This is a genomic window from Bradyrhizobium sp. CCH5-F6 (genome assembly GCF_001556045.1).
GTDB lineage: Bacteria > Pseudomonadota > Alphaproteobacteria > Rhizobiales > Xanthobacteraceae > Bradyrhizobium.
The window spans coordinates 12,229-27,464 of the sequence record NZ_LSIC01000201.1; the positions used below are offsets into that span (position 1 = coordinate 12,229).

A 15,236-nucleotide genomic window follows, 5' to 3' on the forward strand; every position below is an offset into this window, starting at 1 on the left:
GCCGTAGCCCGGATGAGCGAAGCGACATCCGGGAACTGCACCAAAGGTCCCGGATGTCGCTTCGCTCATCCGGGCTAGGAAGCTACGACGCCAGAAATCCTCCGTCCGCGGCGAGCACATGCCCGACGACATAGGACGACGCATCTGAGGCCAGCCAAACCACGGCCTCTGCCACTTCCTCCGGGCTTCCCATCCGCCGCAGCGGCAGGCCGGCGCTGACGGTTGCGACGTCGCCGACGCCGGCACGCAGCATCATGTCGGTGACGACGCGGCCAGGGGCGATCGCGTTGATACGGATGCCGCGCGGTGCGTTCTCCATCGCGGCCGAGCGCGTCAGCGAGATCGCGGCGGCCTTCGAAGCCGAGTAGAGCGAGAAGCCGGGATTGGGATTGCGCACGCCGCTGACGGAGGCGTTGACCACGATGCTGCCGCGGCCTTGCGCCAGCATCGCCGGCAATTGGTGGCGCAGACACAGGAATAGTGCGCGGACATTGGTGTCGAACACGCTGTCGTAGGTCTCGGTAGCCTGCTCCTCCAGCGGCGCGCGGCGCTCCTGGAATCCGGCATTGTTGAAGGCAACGTCGAGCCTGCCGCAGCGCTCGACCGCCGCGCGGACCAGCCGTGCAACGTCGTCCTCCTCAGTGATATCGGTCTTGACCGGGACGGCATCCACGCCGATTTCGCGACACGCCGAGGCAGTGGAGTCGATCTCGGCTTCGCGCCGGCCGGCGACGAAGATCGCTTCGGCCCCTTCTGCTGCCATCCTTAGCGCGGTGGCGCGGCCGATGCCGCTGCCGCCACCCGTCACCAGGCAGACCTTGCCCCTCATCCGCTCACCAGACGGCAAAGTTCCGCTCATGGCTCACTCCAAAACGCTTGCGCGCGTCGCTACGCGCATATAGTTGTATGATACAACTATGTGCCGGGAGTCAAGCGGTGACCCAGCTTGCGCTGATCGACGACATCCGCGCCGCGTCGCGCCTGATGGTGCGCGAGCTCGGCTTCATGGACGCGACGGTGGCGGCATCGGACTATCCGCCCTCGGCGGTCCACACCATCCTGGAGATCGGCATCCGCGGTCCCCTGACATCGGGCGAGCTTGGTGATTTCCTGCGCCTGGAGAAATCCAGCGTCAGCCGCATGGTGCGCAAGCTGATCGATTGCGGCGAGCTCAGGGAGACGGCGGATGAGCTTGATGCACGCAGCAAGCTGTTGTCGCTGACGGCAAAGGGCCGCCGCACGCTGGAAGCGCTGCATGCGTTCGGGCGGCAGCAGGTGCGCGGTGCGCTGGCGGCGTTGACGCCGGCGGAACAGCGCATCGTGCGCGAGGGCATGATGCTCTATGCGCGGGCGCTTCGGCAGAGCCGGGAGGAGGAGGCGGGGCGGAGTGCGGCGTAGCTGCACTCTCTGTGTCATCGCCCGGCTTGACCGGGCGATCCAGTACTCCGGGACGGTCGCTGTTCAATCGATAGGCCGCAGCGTACTGGATGCCCCGCCCCCGTGCGCAATTGCGCACTAGGCGGGGCATGACAGCGTCAGGTCTGGCGGTCACTTCCCGAACTCCTCGCGCATCTTCGCCTGGATCTTGGCCATGCCGCCGATCCAGCGGTCGTAGTTCTCGGTCTTTTTGCGCATGTAGCCGAGCACCTGGGGGTGCGGCAGGATCAGGAACGTCTCCTGCTCGAGGCCAGCGAGCACGTCCTTCGCCACTTGTTCGGGCGTGAGGTCGCCGTCGCCGGATTGCGGACCCTTGGGGATCGAGCGCAACATGTTGGTGTCGACCCCCTGGGGACAGAGGATCGAAACCTTGATGTTGTGGGCCTTGTGCGAGATCGCGAGATTTTCGGCAAAGCCGACCGCGGCGTGCTTGGTCGTCGAATAGGCCGGGCTGCCGACCTGCGACAGCAGGCCCGCGGCCGAGATCGTGTTGAGGAAATAGCCGCCGCCGCGCGCCCTCATGCGCGGGATCAGATGCCGCGCCGCGTAGACGTGCGCCATGACGTGGATCGCCCAGCTGCGCTGCCACGGCTCGTCCGAGGTGCCGCCGGCATTCTCAGACATCGGATCGAAACCGCCGCCGATGCCGGCGTTGGAGCAGAACAACGCGATCGGCCCGAACTGCCGCTCGGTCTCCTCGATGACGTGGGCGATGTCCTTTTCCTGAGCAACGTCGCATTTGAAGGCGGCGCCATCGACCATGGCCGCGACGGCCCTCGCATTGTCAGCGTCCATGTCCGCGACCACGACCTTGGCTGCGCCCGCGTTGTGAAAAGCCTCGCACAGCGCCTTGCCGATGCCGTTTGCGCCGCCCGTGACGACCACGACCTTGCCGGTCACCTGCATGCGACGTCTCCTCTCGTCTTATACCGCTTCGCGGAAACTTGTTCAGCTCAACACGAGGTCGAGCACCGCGGTATAATGGCATGCCGCGCCGGCCAAGACAAAGCCGTGCCAGATCGCATTCTGGAATCGCAGCCGCCGCCAGGCGTGGAAGATCACGCCGAAGCTGTAGAGCAAGCCGCCCGCAACGATGAAGCCCAGCACCAATGCGGGCAACGCCTTGACCACGGCGTCGTAGAGCATCATGCCGCTCCAGCCCATCGCGAGATAAATGCCGACCGAGACGCGGTCGAAGCGGCCGGGATAGAGAAGCTTCAGCACGATACCAAGAATCGCCACGCACCAGACGCCCGCGAGCAGCACCAGCGCGAACACGCTGTCCTTCACCTCCAGGATGAACGGCGTGTAGGTCGCGGCGATCAGGAGATAGATCGCAGAATGATCGAACCGGCGCAGCAGCCATTTTGCCGGCGACACCGGCCAGAGATTATAGGTCGCCGACAGCACCAGCATCGACAGCAGGCCGGCGACATAGATCGAGACGCCGACGATGTCGGTCGCATCGGCATAGACCGCCGTCAACACCACCAGCACGGTCGCGGCGACGATACCGGCGAAGACGCCGATCGCGTGGATGATACCGTCGGCGATCAGCTCGGCGCGGTCGTAGTGCCAGCCGATCATGTCGGCGGCGGCGTGGACGGAGGTGGATGCGAACTCTTTCAGTTGGAAGACGGTCATGGGCAATCCGCTCACGTGAGGCAAATGTTCTCTTCATGGGTGTTTCGGGATCGGCGCGTCGTTCAAACGGCTGACTCGCCGACAAAGGCGGTGGAAGTATGGAGCTTGATTTTCCTAACGCAATTGCCACTTTTGTGAACGGCCGCACATTCCCTCCGCCCCGGATCCTCTTAACGTTCATATGGCATTCAGTTTCCAGGATATGGTCGAAGAAGCGCGGCTGTCGGCAAGGGCGCTGATCGACTATGGCGAGCACTTCTTCAACCCGACAGTGCGGCTCGGCGTCACCGGGCTGTCACGGGCAGGTAAGACCGTATTTATCACCGCCCTGATCCACGGGCTGACGCGCGGCGGCCGGTTTCCGGTGTTCGATGCCTATGCCTCGGGCCGGATTGCGCGGGCGTATCTGGCGCCGCAGCCCGACGATGCCGTGCCGCGCTTTGCGTATGAGAACCATCTGCGCGCGCTGATCGAGGAGCGGCGCTGGCCGAACTCGACCGTGGACATCAGCGAGCTCAGGCTCGTGATCGACTACCAGCGCCCGAACGGTGCCGATCGCACGCTGACGCTCGACATCGTCGACTATCCCGGGGAATGGCTGCTGGACCTGCCGCTGCTGCAGAAAAGCTTCGAGCAATGGTCCGCGGAGAGCCTCACATTGTCGCGCGAGGCGCCGCGCGCGCATCTGGCCGCGGACTGGCACGCGCATCTGGCGACGCTCAAGCCCGAGGCACGCGAGGACGAGCAGGCGACGCTGACGGCCGCGAAGCTCTTCACCGACTATCTGCGCGCCTGCCGCGACGAGCGCTTCGCGATGAGCCTCCTGCCGCCCGGACGTTTCCTGATGCCCGGCAATCTCGCAGGCTCACCCGCCCTGACCTTTGCGCCGCTCGATTTGCCCGCTGGCGGGCAGGCGCCCGAGGGATCGCTATGGGCGATGATGGTGCGGCGCTTCGAGGCCTACAAGGACGTCGTGGTGCGGCCGTTCTTCCGCGATCATTTTGCGCGGCTCGACCGCCAGATCGTGCTGGCCGATGCGCTCGCCGCATTCAACTCCGGGCCCGAGGCGCTGCACGATCTCGAAGCCGCACTTGCCGGAATTCTCGACTGCTTCAACATCGGCCGCAGCAGTTTGTTTTCCAGCCTGTTCCGACCGCGCATCGACCGCATCCTGTTTGCGGCGACCAAGGCGGACCATCTGCATCATTCCAGCCACGACCGGCTCGAGGCGGTGCTGCGCCGCGCCGTCGCGGGCGCCGTCGCGCGCGCGGAAAGTACCGGCGCGGCGATCGACGTCGTTGCGCTCGCCGCCGTCCGCGCCACGCGCGAGGCGCAGGTGGCCCGTGGCCGCGACAAATTGCCGTCGATCCTGGGAACGCCGGCTGCGGGCGAAAGCGCCGGCGGCGAGTTCTTCGACGGCAACACGGAAGTCGCGACTTTTCCGGGTGATCTGCCGCTTGATCCCGAACCGCTGTTCAAAGGTACGGACGCGTTCCGCGGCCTTTCGACCGCCGCCGCCGAGAAGAGCGACTTCCGCTTCCTGCGTTTCCGCCCGCCCAAGCTGGAGCGTGAGGGCACGGAAGAGCCGACACTGCCACACATCCGCCTCGACCGTGCCCTGCAGTTCCTGATCGGAGACAAGCTGTCATGACCCAGCGATCCCAGCAGCGACGGCCGGCGACGTTCCGGCTGGACGATCCCGGCGTCGTCGTCACGGAGGCCGACGAGATCAGCCGGCTCGGGCGAGCGACCATCCAGATCACGCCGGAGCCTGATCCATCGACGCTGCCGGTGCCGATTCAGGCGACGCTTCCCGCGCGGCGCCGCTTTCCCTGGGGCGCTCTGTTCTGGTCCGGCCTCGCCGGATTGACGCTGCTCGGGGTCGGGCTCGGCGTCGTCCATTTGATCGAGGATTTGTTTGCGCGGAGCGAGAGCCTCGGCTTCGTCGGGCTTGCCTTCGCGCTCGTCACGGCGTTGGCGCTTGCGGTGGTGATCGGACGCGAGGCGTTCGGCCTGGCGCGGCTCGCCACGATCGAAAAGCTGCATCAGCGCGCCGCCGACGTGCTCGCCAGCGACGATCGCGCCGAGAGCCGCGTCATCGTGCAGGACCTCCTGAAGATCGCGCACCAGAACCCTCAACTCGCGCGAGCCCGCGCCAAGCTCGAGAGCCATGCCGGCGAGATCATCGACGGCGCCGACATGATCCGGCTCGCCGAGCGCGAGCTTATGTCGCCGCTGGATGCGGAGGCGCGGCGGCTGGTGTCGTCGGCCGCGCAAAAAGTCTCGATCGTCACAGCAGTCTCACCCCGCGCGGCGATCGACGTGCTGTTCGTGTTCGTCGCCGCGCTGCGCCTGATCCGGCAGCTTGCCTATCTCTACGGCGGCCGCCCGGGCGCGCTCGGCATGATCCGTCTGCTCCGCCACGTCATCGCCCATCTCGCCATCACCGGCGGCATGGCCGCGAGCGACAGTCTGGTGCAACAGATGCTCGGCCATGGCATCGCGGCGAAGCTGTCGCAGCGGCTGGGCGAAGGCGTTCTCAACGGATTGTTGACGGCGCGGCTTGGGCTGGCTGCCATCGACGTGACAAGGCCGCTGCCGTTCGCGGCGCTGCCGCCGCCGAAGCTGGCGGATCTGGCAACGGATTTGCTACGGAAGAAGGACGACGAGGAGTAGCGTGGTTCCTTTCGCCTCTCCCCGCTTGCGGGGAGAGGGAGAGAAAAGCCAGCACCTTCCACTTGAACAGCGGCGAATCCTTTGGCGGTGACAGCTCCGGGGTCCAGCCGGTGAGCTTTTCCAGCACGTAGGTGTCCATCACGCGGCCTCGCCAGCGGCGTTCGACCTGGCCGAGCTGCTCGCGCTTCGCCGGGATGTTCTCCCACAGCGATGAACGATTGTCCGGCTCGCGCCCGACATAGACGCCCGCCTGTCCCTTGATCCTGTCCATGCCGGGATCGCGGAAATCCTGGAAGCGCCCGCGCTCGTTGATCTCGACGACGGGCACCCGGCCCCGGAACAGCCAGCGCATCATGGCGTAGGTGCGGTAGTCCGTGGTCGCGATCCAGGTTGCGCCTGTTGCGTCGAGTGCGGCCTGCGCGCGCGCGGCGACCTGCTCATAGCCGGCTTCCGCGCCGATCGGATCGATCCTGCCGAGAAAATTCCAGGGCGCGGCGACGTAATAGAGGAACACGATGACGACGAAGGCGATGCCCGAGACGATTGCCGTCTTGACCCAGAACAGCGACGATTCGAGCATCCGGGCCGACCATCCCTCCTTCGTCATCGCCGCGATGTTGACGGCCGCAGCGGCAAAACCGACCGGCCACATGAACATCGGCCAGGTGTCGCCGACCCGGAGCGTCATCGACTTCGCAAGGAAATAGAGAAACGGCACCAGCACGCCAGTCGACAGCAGGATCGCGACCGGCTCGCGCGTGCGATAACCCCGCCATGCCGTGAGCACCAGGCCCGTCAGCACCACCGGCAGCATGACGAAACCGACCAGGCCGAATTGCAGACCGATGTAGTCGCCGATCGTGCGCAGCGAGATGCCGTAATTGGCGGTGGCGCGCACGCCCTGGAAGCGGAACGAGGCCCAGTCGTGCTGCGCGTTCCAGATCAGCACCGGCGAGAACGCGGCGATCGCAACCAGCACGGCGAGGTAAGGGTAAGGACTCCGCAGCCAGCGCCAGCGCCAGTCCGGCACCAGCAGAAAGGCGGCAACGGCGGGTGCGAACATGATCGCGGTGAACTTCGACAGCATCGACAGGCCAGCGAACAAGCCGGCCGCGAGCCACCAGCGGCCGTCGCCGCCCTGTGCAAGCCGCACCAGCGACCACATCATCGCCACCGCAAACGGGATCATGGCGACGTCGGGCGCGACCTTGGCCATCAGCAGGCCGTAATAGAGCGCGGCCTCCGGCATCAGCACCGCGAGCACGATGGCGCGCGCATCATGGGTGAGGCGGCGGACGATGTCGGCGAGCAGGAGCTGCGTCACCAGCATTGCGACGATGCCGCCGAAGCGGACGCCGAGCGCGGTGTCGCCGAAAATCGCGGTGCCGAAACGGATGAGCCAGGCAATCATCGGCGGATGATCGAGGAAGCTGAGCGCCCCTTCCTTCGACCAGGTCCAGTAGTAAGCCTCGTCGGTGCGTAGCTCGATCGCGGAGGCATAGACGATGCGCAGCACCGTCATCGCGGCAATGACCGCTGCAGCCATCACGAAGGCCCGGCGCGGAGCGCCGCCGGAGGGCGCGGTGATGTCAGAGGCTGTCGTCACGGCCGCGCTTTTCGCCAACCTGGCAGGGGGAGTCAATGCGGAGGTTAGCGCCGTCCCGGAGCGCGACGTCGTCGCCAGCCCGCATGCGATCGGCGGGCTGTCGTCCTCCGGAATTCAACGCTACGCTGGCTGTTCTCCCCGATGAACTGATACAACCGAATCATGGCCACCGCTCCCGTACACATGCCCGAACTCGTCCGCGCCACCGGCGTGCGGCAGGTGCGGCTCATCTGCGGCGTCATCCTGTTCGCCTATGTGGTCAGCCACTTCCTCAACCATGCACTCGGCAACATCTCGGTCGATGCCATGGAGGTCGGCGTCTACTACCACACCGTCTTCTGGCAGTTCCTCCCCGTCACGATCGTGTTCTACACGGCCGCGCTCACCCATATGGGCCTCGGCATCTACGCCTTGTATCAGCGCCGGCAGTTCCGCTGGCGGACGATCGAGCCGCTCCAGCTGGCGCTGGGCCTGAGCATCCCCGTTTTGGTCATGGGGCACGTGGTCGGGGTGCGGCTCGGTTACACGCTGTATGATCATCAGAAGCTCTATCCGCAGGAGCTCTATCTGTTCTTCGTCGCAGCGCCGGGCCGGCTTTGGCAGATGACGATCCTGCTTCTCATCGCCTGGGTGCATGGCTGCATCGGGATTTATTTCTGGCTCCGCCTCAAGCCGTTCTTCCCGCGCGCGGCGCCATATCTGCTCGCGGCCACCGTGCTGGTTCCGACATTGTCGCTGCTCGGCATCTACCAGGGTGGCCGCAGCGTCGCCATCGAGAGCGAAGAGAGAGAGTGGCGCACCCAGAACCTCACCCGCCGTCAGGTCGGCACGGGCGCTGAAGGCGACACGCTCGACCGTATCGCCAGCAGTCTCACTATCGGTTATTTTGGATTGCTCGCCTTCGCGCTGGCGGCGCGCGGCGTGCGCGCCTTGCGCGAGCGGCGCGGCGGCATGATCGCGCTGTCCTACGGCAACGGCAAGACGGTGCGCGTGCCTAAGGGCCTCTCCGTGCTGGAGGCGAGCCTTCGCCACAACGTGCCGCATGCCAGCGTCTGCGGCGGCCGCGCCCGCTGCTCGACCTGCCGCATCCGCATCATCGGCGATCATGACGCCCTGCCCGAGCCGTCGCAGCGCGAGGCCTTCGTGCTCACCCGCGTCGGCACTGCCGATCCCTCGATCAGGCTCGCCTGCCAGCTGCGACCGACGTCCGACCTCTCCTTCTTCCAGCTGTTCACGCCGCACACGCTGTCCGCGAATGCGCAGGCCTCGACGTCGGCGGGTATCGGCCAGGAGCGCTATCTCGTCAGCCTGTTCGTGGACATGCGCGGCTCGACGCAGCTCGCCGAGAAGCGGCTGCCGTTCGACACGGTATTCATCGTCAATCGCTTCCTCGGCGCGGTGTCGCAGGCCGTGATCGAGAACGGCGGCCAGCCCAACCAGTTCGTCGGCGACGGCATGCTGGCGCTGTTCGGGCTGTCGGCCGACCCGCAAACCGCGTGCCGTCAGGCGCTGAAAGCCGCCAGCAGCATCGCAGCGCATATCGACGAGCTCAACGAGCTCCTGAGCCACGATCTGCATCAGCCGATCCGCTTCGGCATCGGCATCCACGGCGGCGAAGTCATCATCGGCGATATCGGCTATCGCGATCACATCGTGTTCACCGCGCTCGGCGATGCCGTCAACGTAGCCGCCCGCCTCCAGGACATGACCAAGACGCTGGCTTGCGAGACGGTCGTGTCGGAGGAAGTCCGCCGCACCGCCGGCCTTGCCGAGGACGCGCTGCCGCAGCAGGAAGTCGCGATCCGCGGCCGCGACGAACCGTTGGCCGTGCGCGTGGTGGCGGACGCGAGAGAATTGTCGGCCCTCGTCGATCACGGTGCGCGCGTCGCGGCGTGATTCTTCACCTCGCCCCGCTTGCGGCAGGGCCATCGCATATGGCTCGTTGTGGCGGCCTGCGCGCACGCCTCGTCCTTCGAGACGGCGCTCACGCGCCTCCTCAGGATGAGGCTCATCAACGTCAGTGCCCGTTGAAACTGCAGCCAAGCACTCTGTCCTCATCCTGAGGAGCCCGCCAAAGCGGGCGTCTCGAAGGATGGCCGCAGGGAAAAGCTCTCATATGCGATAGCCCTGCCCGCAAGCGGGGGAGGGAGCGCACCTCCCTCGACGCTTCCTACTCCGCCTTGGCCTCGATCGCTTCCATATCGCCGTCCGACAGACCGAAATGATGGCCGATCTCGTGGATCAGGACGTGACGGACGATGTGGCCCAGGGTTTCGTCGTGCTCGGCCCAGTAATCCAGGATCGGCCGGCGGTAGAGCCAGACCATGTTGGGCAGCCGCGCCACGTCGCCAAGGCTCTGCTGCGGCAGGCCGATGCCCTGGAACAGGCCGAGCAGGTCGAACTCGCTCTCGCATTCCATCTCGTCGAGGACTTCCTCGGTCGGGAAGTCGTCGACGCGGATGATCACGCCCTCGCAGAGCTTGCGAAACTCCGCCGGCAGGCGCTCGAAGATGTCGTGGGCCGTCGCTTCCATCTCGGCCAGCGAGGGCGCTTTCAATTCCGTCCACATGGACCTCTCTTAGCGCGGGTTCCGTGGCGATGCATCCCGCTTTATAAGCGTGGCGAGGTTGACGGGCGCCGCCAAAACGGGGAGCGTGGGGCCTCGAACGGGACGTTTCAGGTGGGCGGTAAAATGCGAGCAAAAACAGCGCTGACGCTACTGTGCATGGGGTTGTTTTCGCAGTTTTGTGTTGAGGCTCAAGCCCAAACTCAAGCCCAGACCGCCGGCCCCAAGATCCGCCTCGCCCAGGCGGCCTCGCCGGACGAGCTTCCCCCGCCGCGCAAGCGGCCCCCGGCGCGCTTGCGCGTCACGCCCTATTACAGCCCCGACGGGGTCTACCCACGCTACAATCCAGGCCCGGACGCAGTTCGCGTTTGCAACGCCACTTACGTGCAGGAATTCCGGCCGAGCGGCACGGTGATCGTGCCGCGCGTGAGTTGCTACTGGCGTCGGGGATGATGACCGGCTCGGCGCCGTCGCTCATCAGGCTGATCGTGACGCGATCGGTTCCATTGGCCGTCGCCGTCGCGCTTGTCGCCGGGCTGCCCCGCGCCTTCGCTGCGCAAAGGGCGACGATACCGGAAGCCTCGGCGGGGATCGCGGTTTTCGATGCGCGACGACCCGCTCGGCACCACACGATCGTGCGGCCCGCCGTGCGCCATGATCCGCGCTACTACGCGCGGCCCGTCTACTACCGTCCTTATCCCTACGGCGTGCCCGCACCTTTCGTGTTCAGCTACGGTCCCTACTGGTGAGGCGCCGCGCTAGCCGGGCGTGAATCCCCTGACCAGCAGCACGGTTGCCTGCGCGCCCGCTTTGCGGTCCCGCGAGATGTCTTCATACTCGGGCGAGTTCGAGAAGGCGAGGAACGCGGCCTCGTCGGGGAACGACATCATGACGAGCTTGTCATGCGGCCATGCGCCTTCGAGCACGCGCGGGTGCTCGTCGGCGGCGAGAAGTCTTCCGCCAAACTTCCTGAACACATCGAAGAACCGCGCCTGATAGCGGTCATAGGCGGCGCGGTCCGTCATCTTCAATTGCGCAATTGCGTAGACAGTCATCTGCAAGAGTCCCTCTGTCGCGGCACTGCGTCGCATCGCGGAGCACAGTGTCGTTCATTCATGGCGCGTTCACCTCGCTCTCCGCAATTTAATCGAGGGAGCGACTGTAGTTGAACGGCAATGGCACGGACGAGATTTTGCGACGTAGCTCTGCTGTTCAGATTCAGGGAGAATTCCATGCTGAAGATGTTGGGTCGCAGGGTCGGCCCGATGCGCTTGCTCGGGATCGCGGCCGCCGCGACGCTGATGCTGTCGGCCGGCACAGCGCGCCGCGCTGAAGCTCTCACCTTGATCAATCCGGCGACGTCGCCTGCGACGAAGGCCGCGACCGACGACCTCGTCACGCAAGTTCGTCACGGCGGGCCCGGCGGACATGGCGGCGGCTTTCACGGCGGAGGTCTCCGCGGAGGCGGTTTCCATGGCGGAGGCCATGTCGGCGGCTTCCGCGGTGGCGGTTTCCGCGGCGGTCACATCGGCGGGTTCCGCGCCGGGCCGGCCTTTCATCACCGCCCTGTCGCTGGCTATCACCATGGTGGCTTTCGGCACGGCGGATATGGCGGCTACCACCGTCACTGGGGCCATCATCGTCCCCATTACGGCTATCGACACTTCCACCGGCCCTATTACGTTGGCGGGTACTATCCCTCCTATCACTATCCGCGCCGCTGCCGGATTGTCTGGACCTATTACGGCCCGCGCCGCGTCTGCCATTGGCCGCGCTGGCACTATCCGTACCGCTATTGGTGAGCACGACTGACAGGGAAAGGGCGCCTCGAGGCGCCCTTCGTCCATCTGGCTTAAAGCCAATCCTTCAGCTTCCACGACGCCGACTTCCAGCGCATCAGGTTCTCGAGCTTCCACTGCCTGAACATCGCCGGCGGCCAGCGGCTCAGCTTCGAGGTCTCCTCGATCTCCGGATTGGCGACGATGCGCAGCGGCGTTGCGCGCCGGCGGTGCTGGCGCGTCGCGTCGCTGATCAGATCGACATATTCAGGCTTGTTGGTCATGAGGCGTGTCCTCGCGAACCGTCGCGAGGACACTGTCGGCGCCGCCGATTAACGGCGGTTTGCCGCGATCGCTACAATTGCAGGAACCGGCTTACCGCCACTCCCTGACATCGACGAAATGTCCCGCGATCGCCGCGGCAGCAGCCATCGCCGGCGAGACCAGATGCGTGCGGCCCTTGAAGCCCTGGCGGCCCTCGAAGTTGCGGTTCGAGGTCGAGGCGCAGCGCTCTTCCGGCTTCAGCTTGTCCGGGTTCATGGCAAGGCACATCGAGCAGCCCGGCTCGCGCCATTCGAAGCCGGCCTTGATGAAGATCTTGTCCAGGCCCTCGGCTTCGGCCTGTTCCTTCACGAGGCCCGACCCCGGCACGACCATGGCGTTGACGTTGGCGTTGACGGTCTTGCCTTCCGCGATCTTCGCCGCCGCGCGCAGATCCTCGATGCGGCCATTGGTGCAGGAGCCGATGAAGATGCGGTCGACCTTGATGTCGGTGATCTTAGTTCCCGCCGTCAGGCCCATATACTTGAGCGCGCGATGCTTGGAGATGCGCTTGGCCTCGTCCGCGATCTCATCGGGATTGGGCACGACGCCGGTCACCGAGATCACGTCCTCGGGGCTCGTGCCCCAGGTCACGATCGGCGGCAGCTTGGCTGCGTCGAGGCGCAACTCGTTGTCGAAATGCGCGCCCTCGTCGGAACGCAGTTTCTCCCAATAGCGCATGGCCGCGTCCCAGTCTGCGCCCTTCGGCGCCTTCGGGCGGCCGCGCAGGAAATCGAACGCCTTCTGGTCGGGCGCGACCAATCCGGCGCGCGCGCCGCCTTCGATCGACATGTTGCAGACCGTCATTCGGCCTTCCATGCTGAGCGCGCTGATGGCATCGCCGGCATATTCCAGCACGTAGCCGGTGCCGCCGGCCGTGCCGATCTCGCCGATGATGGCCAGGATGATATCCTTGCCGGTCACGCCGTCGGGCAGTTTGCCGTCGACGGTGACGCGCATATTCTTGGCCTTCTTCTGGATCAGCGTCTGCGTCGCCAGCACGTGCTCGACCTCGCTCGTGCCGATGCCGTGCGCGAGCGCGCCGAACGCGCCATGCGTCGAGGTGTGGCTGTCACCGCAGACGATGGTGGTGCCGGGCAGGGTGAAGCCCTGCTCGGGACCGATGACGTGAACGACGCCCTGGCGCTTGTCGAACTCGTTGTAATATTCGATGCCGAATTCCCTGGCGTTCTCGGCCAGCGTCTTGATCTGCTCGATGCTCTCGGGGTCGGGATTGGGCTTGGTGCGATCGGTGGTCGGCACGTTGTGGTCGACCACGGCGAGCGTCTTCTCGGGCGCGTGCACCTTGCGGCCGGTCATGCGCAGGCCTTCGAAGGCCTGCGGCGAGGTCACCTCGTGCACCAGGTGGCGATCGATATAGAGCAGGCAGGTGCCGTCCTCGGCTTCGTGCACCAGATGGTCGTTCCAGATCTTGTCGTACAGCGTGGTGGGCTTGGACATGAGCGTCAGCTCCGAAGAATGTTGGTAACGGATATGCGCGGTCACGCGCGGGCAACAATGTCGAATTCAGCGCAGCCTTTAAGCTGCGGGGCTAAGCTCTGACGTTGCCGAGGTCGCAAAGCGTCCGAAGAACCGGCCGGGCAGCCGCGAGCGATCGTCGATGACGATGCGCTTGACGGGGACGAGGCTGGTCGGAGCTGGAAACATTCTAGACGCTATATAGCACGCAGCTGTGAAAGCGCGAGACCTTAGCGGCGGCGTCATTGCGAGGAGCCCTTGCGACGAAGCAATCCGGAATCTTTCAGCAGAGACAGTCTGGATTGCTTCGCTTCGCTCGCAAATGACGGGGGTGGTCGTGCTGCAGCACAAAAAAAGCGCGGGGTTTTGGCCCCGCGCTTTTCGAAACTCGTCTGTCAGCGACAGCCTACTCGTTGACGGCGGCCTTGGCGTGCTCCGTCTTCTCGACGATGCGGGCCGACTTGCCGCGCAGGTTGCGGAGGTAATAGAGCTTGGCGCGACGCACCTTGCCGCGGCGCACCACCTTGATCGAGTCGATCATCGGCGACATCACCGGGAACACGCGCTCGACGCCTTCGCCGTAGGAGATCTTGCGGACGGTGAAGCTCTCGTTGAGGCCACCGCCGGAACGGCCGATGCAGACGCCTTCATAGGCCTGCACGCGGGTACGTTCGCCTTCGACCACCTTCACGTTGACGATCACGGTGTCGCCGGGACCGAACTCCGGAATGTCCTTGGTGGCGGCGAGCTTGTCGAACTGTTCCTGCTCGAGCTGCTTGATCAGGTTCATGGGTAAATCTCCATCGGCGCGCCCAGCCTTCGAAACGGGGGGCTGCGCGAAATTCGTCTATCCAGCCATTGCGGATGTGGCCGCTCCTATAAGGCAAGCCGGAGCGTTTGTCACCCGTCTGTCTTGGTTTTTGGCGTTTTTTGGCCCCTCCCCCGATTCGCGGCTTTTTCCCACAGATCCGGCCGTCTGGCGGCCGTCAGGGCTTCGGATTCGGCCCGCCGCCAGGCCGCCACCTTGGCGTGGTCGCCGGAGGTCAGGATCTCCGGGATCGGCGCCCCCTCGAACAGCTGCGGGCGGGTGTATTGGGGGTACTCCAGCAGGCCGTCGGAGAAGCTTTCCTCGGTTCCCGAGGCCTCCTTGCCCATCACCCCCGGCAGCAGCCGGACGCAGGCGTCGATCAGGGCCAGGGCTGCGATTTCGCCGCCTGAAAGCACGTAGTCGCCGATCGAGACCTCCTCCAGCCCCCGCCCGTCGATCACCCGCTGGTCCACCCCCTCAAACCGCCCGCAGACGATCAGGGGGCCGGGGCCTTTTGCCAGCTCCAAGACCCGGGCTTGGGTCAATGGCCGGCCGCGCGGGCTCATCAAGAGGCGGGGCCGCTCCCGGCGGCCAGAACGTCCGCGCGCAGCACCATGCCCGGGCCGCCGCCGGCCGGGGTGTCGTCGACGCTGCGGTGGCGGTCGGTCGCGGAGGCCCTGATGTCCCTGGCCTCGAGCTGCCAGAGCCCTCCTGCCAGCGCCCGGCCTGCCAGGCTCACGCCGAGCGGCCCCGGAAACATCTCCGGAAACAGCGTCAGCACCGTCGCGCGCCAGGGTGAGGGATTGGTCATTGGATCTCAGTTGTTGTCGTTCCGGGGCGCGCGGAGCGCGAGCCCGGAACCCATAACCACCGCAGCCTGTTTTGCGATGATGGAAGCCACCAGTTTAGCCAAAAACCACG

The 15,236-nt window shown here is 65.6% G+C and carries 15 protein-coding genes and 2 pseudogenes; 7 read left to right on the plus strand and 10 right to left on the minus strand.

Annotated elements, in window-relative coordinates; all coding sequences use genetic code 11:
• Positions 1-82 precede the first annotated feature (82 nt).
• Entirely contained in the window at positions 83-859 is a 777-nt protein-coding gene (locus AX729_RS35695) for an SDR family NAD(P)-dependent oxidoreductase (RefSeq protein ID WP_061029273.1), read from the minus strand.
• Between the two features lie 77 nt (positions 860-936).
• Between AX729_RS35695 and AX729_RS35700 the strand changes: the two genes are divergently transcribed.
• The gene (locus AX729_RS35700) at positions 937-1,398 is read left to right on the plus strand and encodes a MarR family winged helix-turn-helix transcriptional regulator (RefSeq protein ID WP_061029274.1); all 462 of its coding nucleotides are present in this window, start codon (positions 937-939) and stop codon (positions 1,396-1,398) included.
• A gap of 150 nt (positions 1,399-1,548) precedes the next feature.
• On the opposite strand, the gene AX729_RS35705 is transcribed toward AX729_RS35700, so the two are convergent.
• Positions 1,549-2,343: an SDR family oxidoreductase gene (locus AX729_RS35705; protein ID WP_061029276.1), complete on the minus strand. Its 795-nt coding sequence runs from the start codon at positions 2,341-2,343 to the stop codon at positions 1,549-1,551.
• Between the two features lie 42 nt (positions 2,344-2,385).
• On the minus strand, positions 2,386-3,081 hold the full coding sequence (gene trhA, locus AX729_RS35710) for a PAQR family membrane homeostasis protein TrhA (protein WP_061029278.1): 696 nt from the start codon (positions 3,079-3,081) through the stop codon (positions 2,386-2,388).
• Positions 3,082-3,262: 181 nt separating this feature from the next.
• Between trhA and AX729_RS35715 the strand changes: the two genes are divergently transcribed.
• A complete protein-coding gene (locus AX729_RS35715; RefSeq protein ID WP_061029280.1) occupies positions 3,263-4,732 on the plus strand; it encodes a YcjX family GTP-binding protein in 1,470 nt (489 codons plus the stop codon).
• Complete coding sequence (locus AX729_RS39240; protein WP_082770628.1) at positions 4,729-5,757, plus strand: YcjF family protein; 1,029 nt, start codon at positions 4,729-4,731, stop codon at positions 5,755-5,757. The genes AX729_RS35715 and AX729_RS39240 overlap by 4 nt, the downstream gene beginning before the upstream one ends.
• 46 nt (positions 5,758-5,803) lie before the next feature.
• Here AX729_RS39240 and AX729_RS35720 read toward each other — a convergent pair.
• Positions 5,804-7,303, minus strand: a pseudogene (locus AX729_RS35720) (glycosyltransferase family 39 protein); the annotation flags it as partial.
• Positions 7,304-7,525: 222 nt separating this feature from the next.
• On the opposite strand from AX729_RS35720, the gene AX729_RS35725 reads away from it, so the two are divergent.
• Positions 7,526-9,259 carry an adenylate/guanylate cyclase domain-containing protein gene (locus tag AX729_RS35725; RefSeq protein ID WP_156457389.1) on the plus strand — a complete coding sequence of 578 codons (1,734 nt, stop codon included), beginning with the start codon at positions 7,526-7,528 and terminating at the stop codon, positions 9,257-9,259.
• A 274-nt stretch (positions 9,260-9,533) separates the two neighbouring features.
• Here AX729_RS35725 and AX729_RS35730 read toward each other — a convergent pair whose 3' ends face one another.
• Positions 9,534-9,932, minus strand: a complete 399-nt coding sequence (locus AX729_RS35730) for a metallopeptidase family protein (protein ID WP_061029285.1) — start codon at positions 9,930-9,932, stop codon at positions 9,534-9,536.
• A 156-nt stretch (positions 9,933-10,088) separates the two neighbouring features.
• Between AX729_RS35730 and AX729_RS35735 the strand changes: the two genes are divergently transcribed.
• Both AX729_RS35735 and AX729_RS35740 read left to right on the plus strand, forming a co-directional pair.
• The gene (locus AX729_RS35735) at positions 10,089-10,382 is read left to right on the plus strand and encodes a hypothetical protein (protein ID WP_061029287.1); all 294 of its coding nucleotides are present in this window, start codon (positions 10,089-10,091) and stop codon (positions 10,380-10,382) included.
• Entirely contained in the window at positions 10,379-10,678 is a 300-nt protein-coding gene (locus AX729_RS35740; RefSeq protein ID WP_245325511.1) for a hypothetical protein, read from the plus strand. Before AX729_RS35735 ends, AX729_RS35740 begins: the two co-directional genes overlap by 4 nt.
• Positions 10,679-10,687: 9 nt before the next feature.
• Here AX729_RS35740 and AX729_RS35745 read toward each other — a convergent pair whose 3' ends face one another.
• Positions 10,688-10,984, minus strand: a complete 297-nt coding sequence (locus AX729_RS35745) for a DUF1330 domain-containing protein (RefSeq protein WP_061029289.1) — start codon at positions 10,982-10,984, stop codon at positions 10,688-10,690.
• 177 nt (positions 10,985-11,161) lie between these two features.
• Between AX729_RS35745 and AX729_RS35750 the strand changes: the two genes are divergently transcribed.
• A complete protein-coding gene (locus AX729_RS35750; RefSeq protein ID WP_061029291.1) occupies positions 11,162-11,731 on the plus strand; it encodes a hypothetical protein in 570 nt (189 codons plus the stop codon).
• A 50-nt stretch (positions 11,732-11,781) separates the two neighbouring features.
• Here AX729_RS35750 and AX729_RS35755 read toward each other — a convergent pair whose 3' ends face one another.
• The 4 genes and pseudogenes from AX729_RS35755 to trmD all read right to left on the minus strand — a co-directional run bounded on the left by AX729_RS35755 (position 11,782) and on the right by trmD (position 15,126).
• Complete coding sequence (locus tag AX729_RS35755; RefSeq protein WP_061029292.1) at positions 11,782-11,991, minus strand: hypothetical protein; 210 nt, start codon at positions 11,989-11,991, stop codon at positions 11,782-11,784.
• Between the two features lie 91 nt (positions 11,992-12,082).
• A complete protein-coding gene (gene leuC / locus AX729_RS35760) occupies positions 12,083-13,489 on the minus strand; it encodes a 3-isopropylmalate dehydratase large subunit (RefSeq protein ID WP_061029365.1) in 1,407 nt (468 codons plus the stop codon).
• Positions 13,490-13,913: 424 nt separating this feature from the next.
• A complete protein-coding gene (gene rplS, locus AX729_RS35765; RefSeq protein ID WP_061029294.1) occupies positions 13,914-14,297 on the minus strand; it encodes a 50S ribosomal protein L19 in 384 nt (127 codons plus the stop codon).
• Between the two features lie 110 nt (positions 14,298-14,407).
• A pseudogene (gene trmD, locus AX729_RS35770) lies at positions 14,408-15,126 on the minus strand (tRNA (guanosine(37)-N1)-methyltransferase TrmD).
• Positions 15,127-15,236 lie beyond the last annotated feature (110 nt).

Bases quoted from the DNA above. Each gene is read 5' to 3' on its own strand.
- AX729_RS35735 (WP_061029287.1), top strand. From the start codon at position 10,089: ATGGGGTTGTTTTCGCAGTTTTGTGTTGAGGCTCAAGCCCAAACTCAA.
- AX729_RS35740 (WP_245325511.1), top strand. From the start codon at position 10,379: ATGATGACCGGCTCGGCGCCGTCGCTCATCAGGCTGATCGTGACGCGA.
- AX729_RS35695 (WP_061029273.1), bottom strand. From the start codon at position 859: ATGAGCGGAACTTTGCCGTCTGGTGAGCGGATGAGGGGCAAGGTCTGC.
- AX729_RS35745 (WP_061029289.1), bottom strand. From the start codon at position 10,984: ATGACTGTCTACGCAATTGCGCAATTGAAGATGACGGACCGCGCCGCC.
- leuC (WP_061029365.1), bottom strand. From the start codon at position 13,489: ATGTCCAAGCCCACCACGCTGTACGACAAGATCTGGAACGACCATCTG.
- AX729_RS35750 (WP_061029291.1), top strand. From the start codon at position 11,162: ATGCTGAAGATGTTGGGTCGCAGGGTCGGCCCGATGCGCTTGCTCGGG.
- trhA (WP_061029278.1), bottom strand. From the start codon at position 3,081: ATGACCGTCTTCCAACTGAAAGAGTTCGCATCCACCTCCGTCCACGCC.
- AX729_RS35705 (WP_061029276.1), bottom strand. From the start codon at position 2,343: ATGCAGGTGACCGGCAAGGTCGTGGTCGTCACGGGCGGCGCAAACGGC.
- AX729_RS35755 (WP_061029292.1), bottom strand. From the start codon at position 11,991: ATGACCAACAAGCCTGAATATGTCGATCTGATCAGCGACGCGACGCGC.
- AX729_RS35715 (WP_061029280.1), top strand. From the start codon at position 3,263: ATGGCATTCAGTTTCCAGGATATGGTCGAAGAAGCGCGGCTGTCGGCA.
- AX729_RS39240 (WP_082770628.1), top strand. From the start codon at position 4,729: ATGACCCAGCGATCCCAGCAGCGACGGCCGGCGACGTTCCGGCTGGAC.
- AX729_RS35725 (WP_156457389.1), top strand. From the start codon at position 7,526: ATGGCCACCGCTCCCGTACACATGCCCGAACTCGTCCGCGCCACCGGC.
- rplS (WP_061029294.1), bottom strand. From the start codon at position 14,297: ATGAACCTGATCAAGCAGCTCGAGCAGGAACAGTTCGACAAGCTCGCC.
- AX729_RS35730 (WP_061029285.1), bottom strand. From the start codon at position 9,932: ATGTGGACGGAATTGAAAGCGCCCTCGCTGGCCGAGATGGAAGCGACG.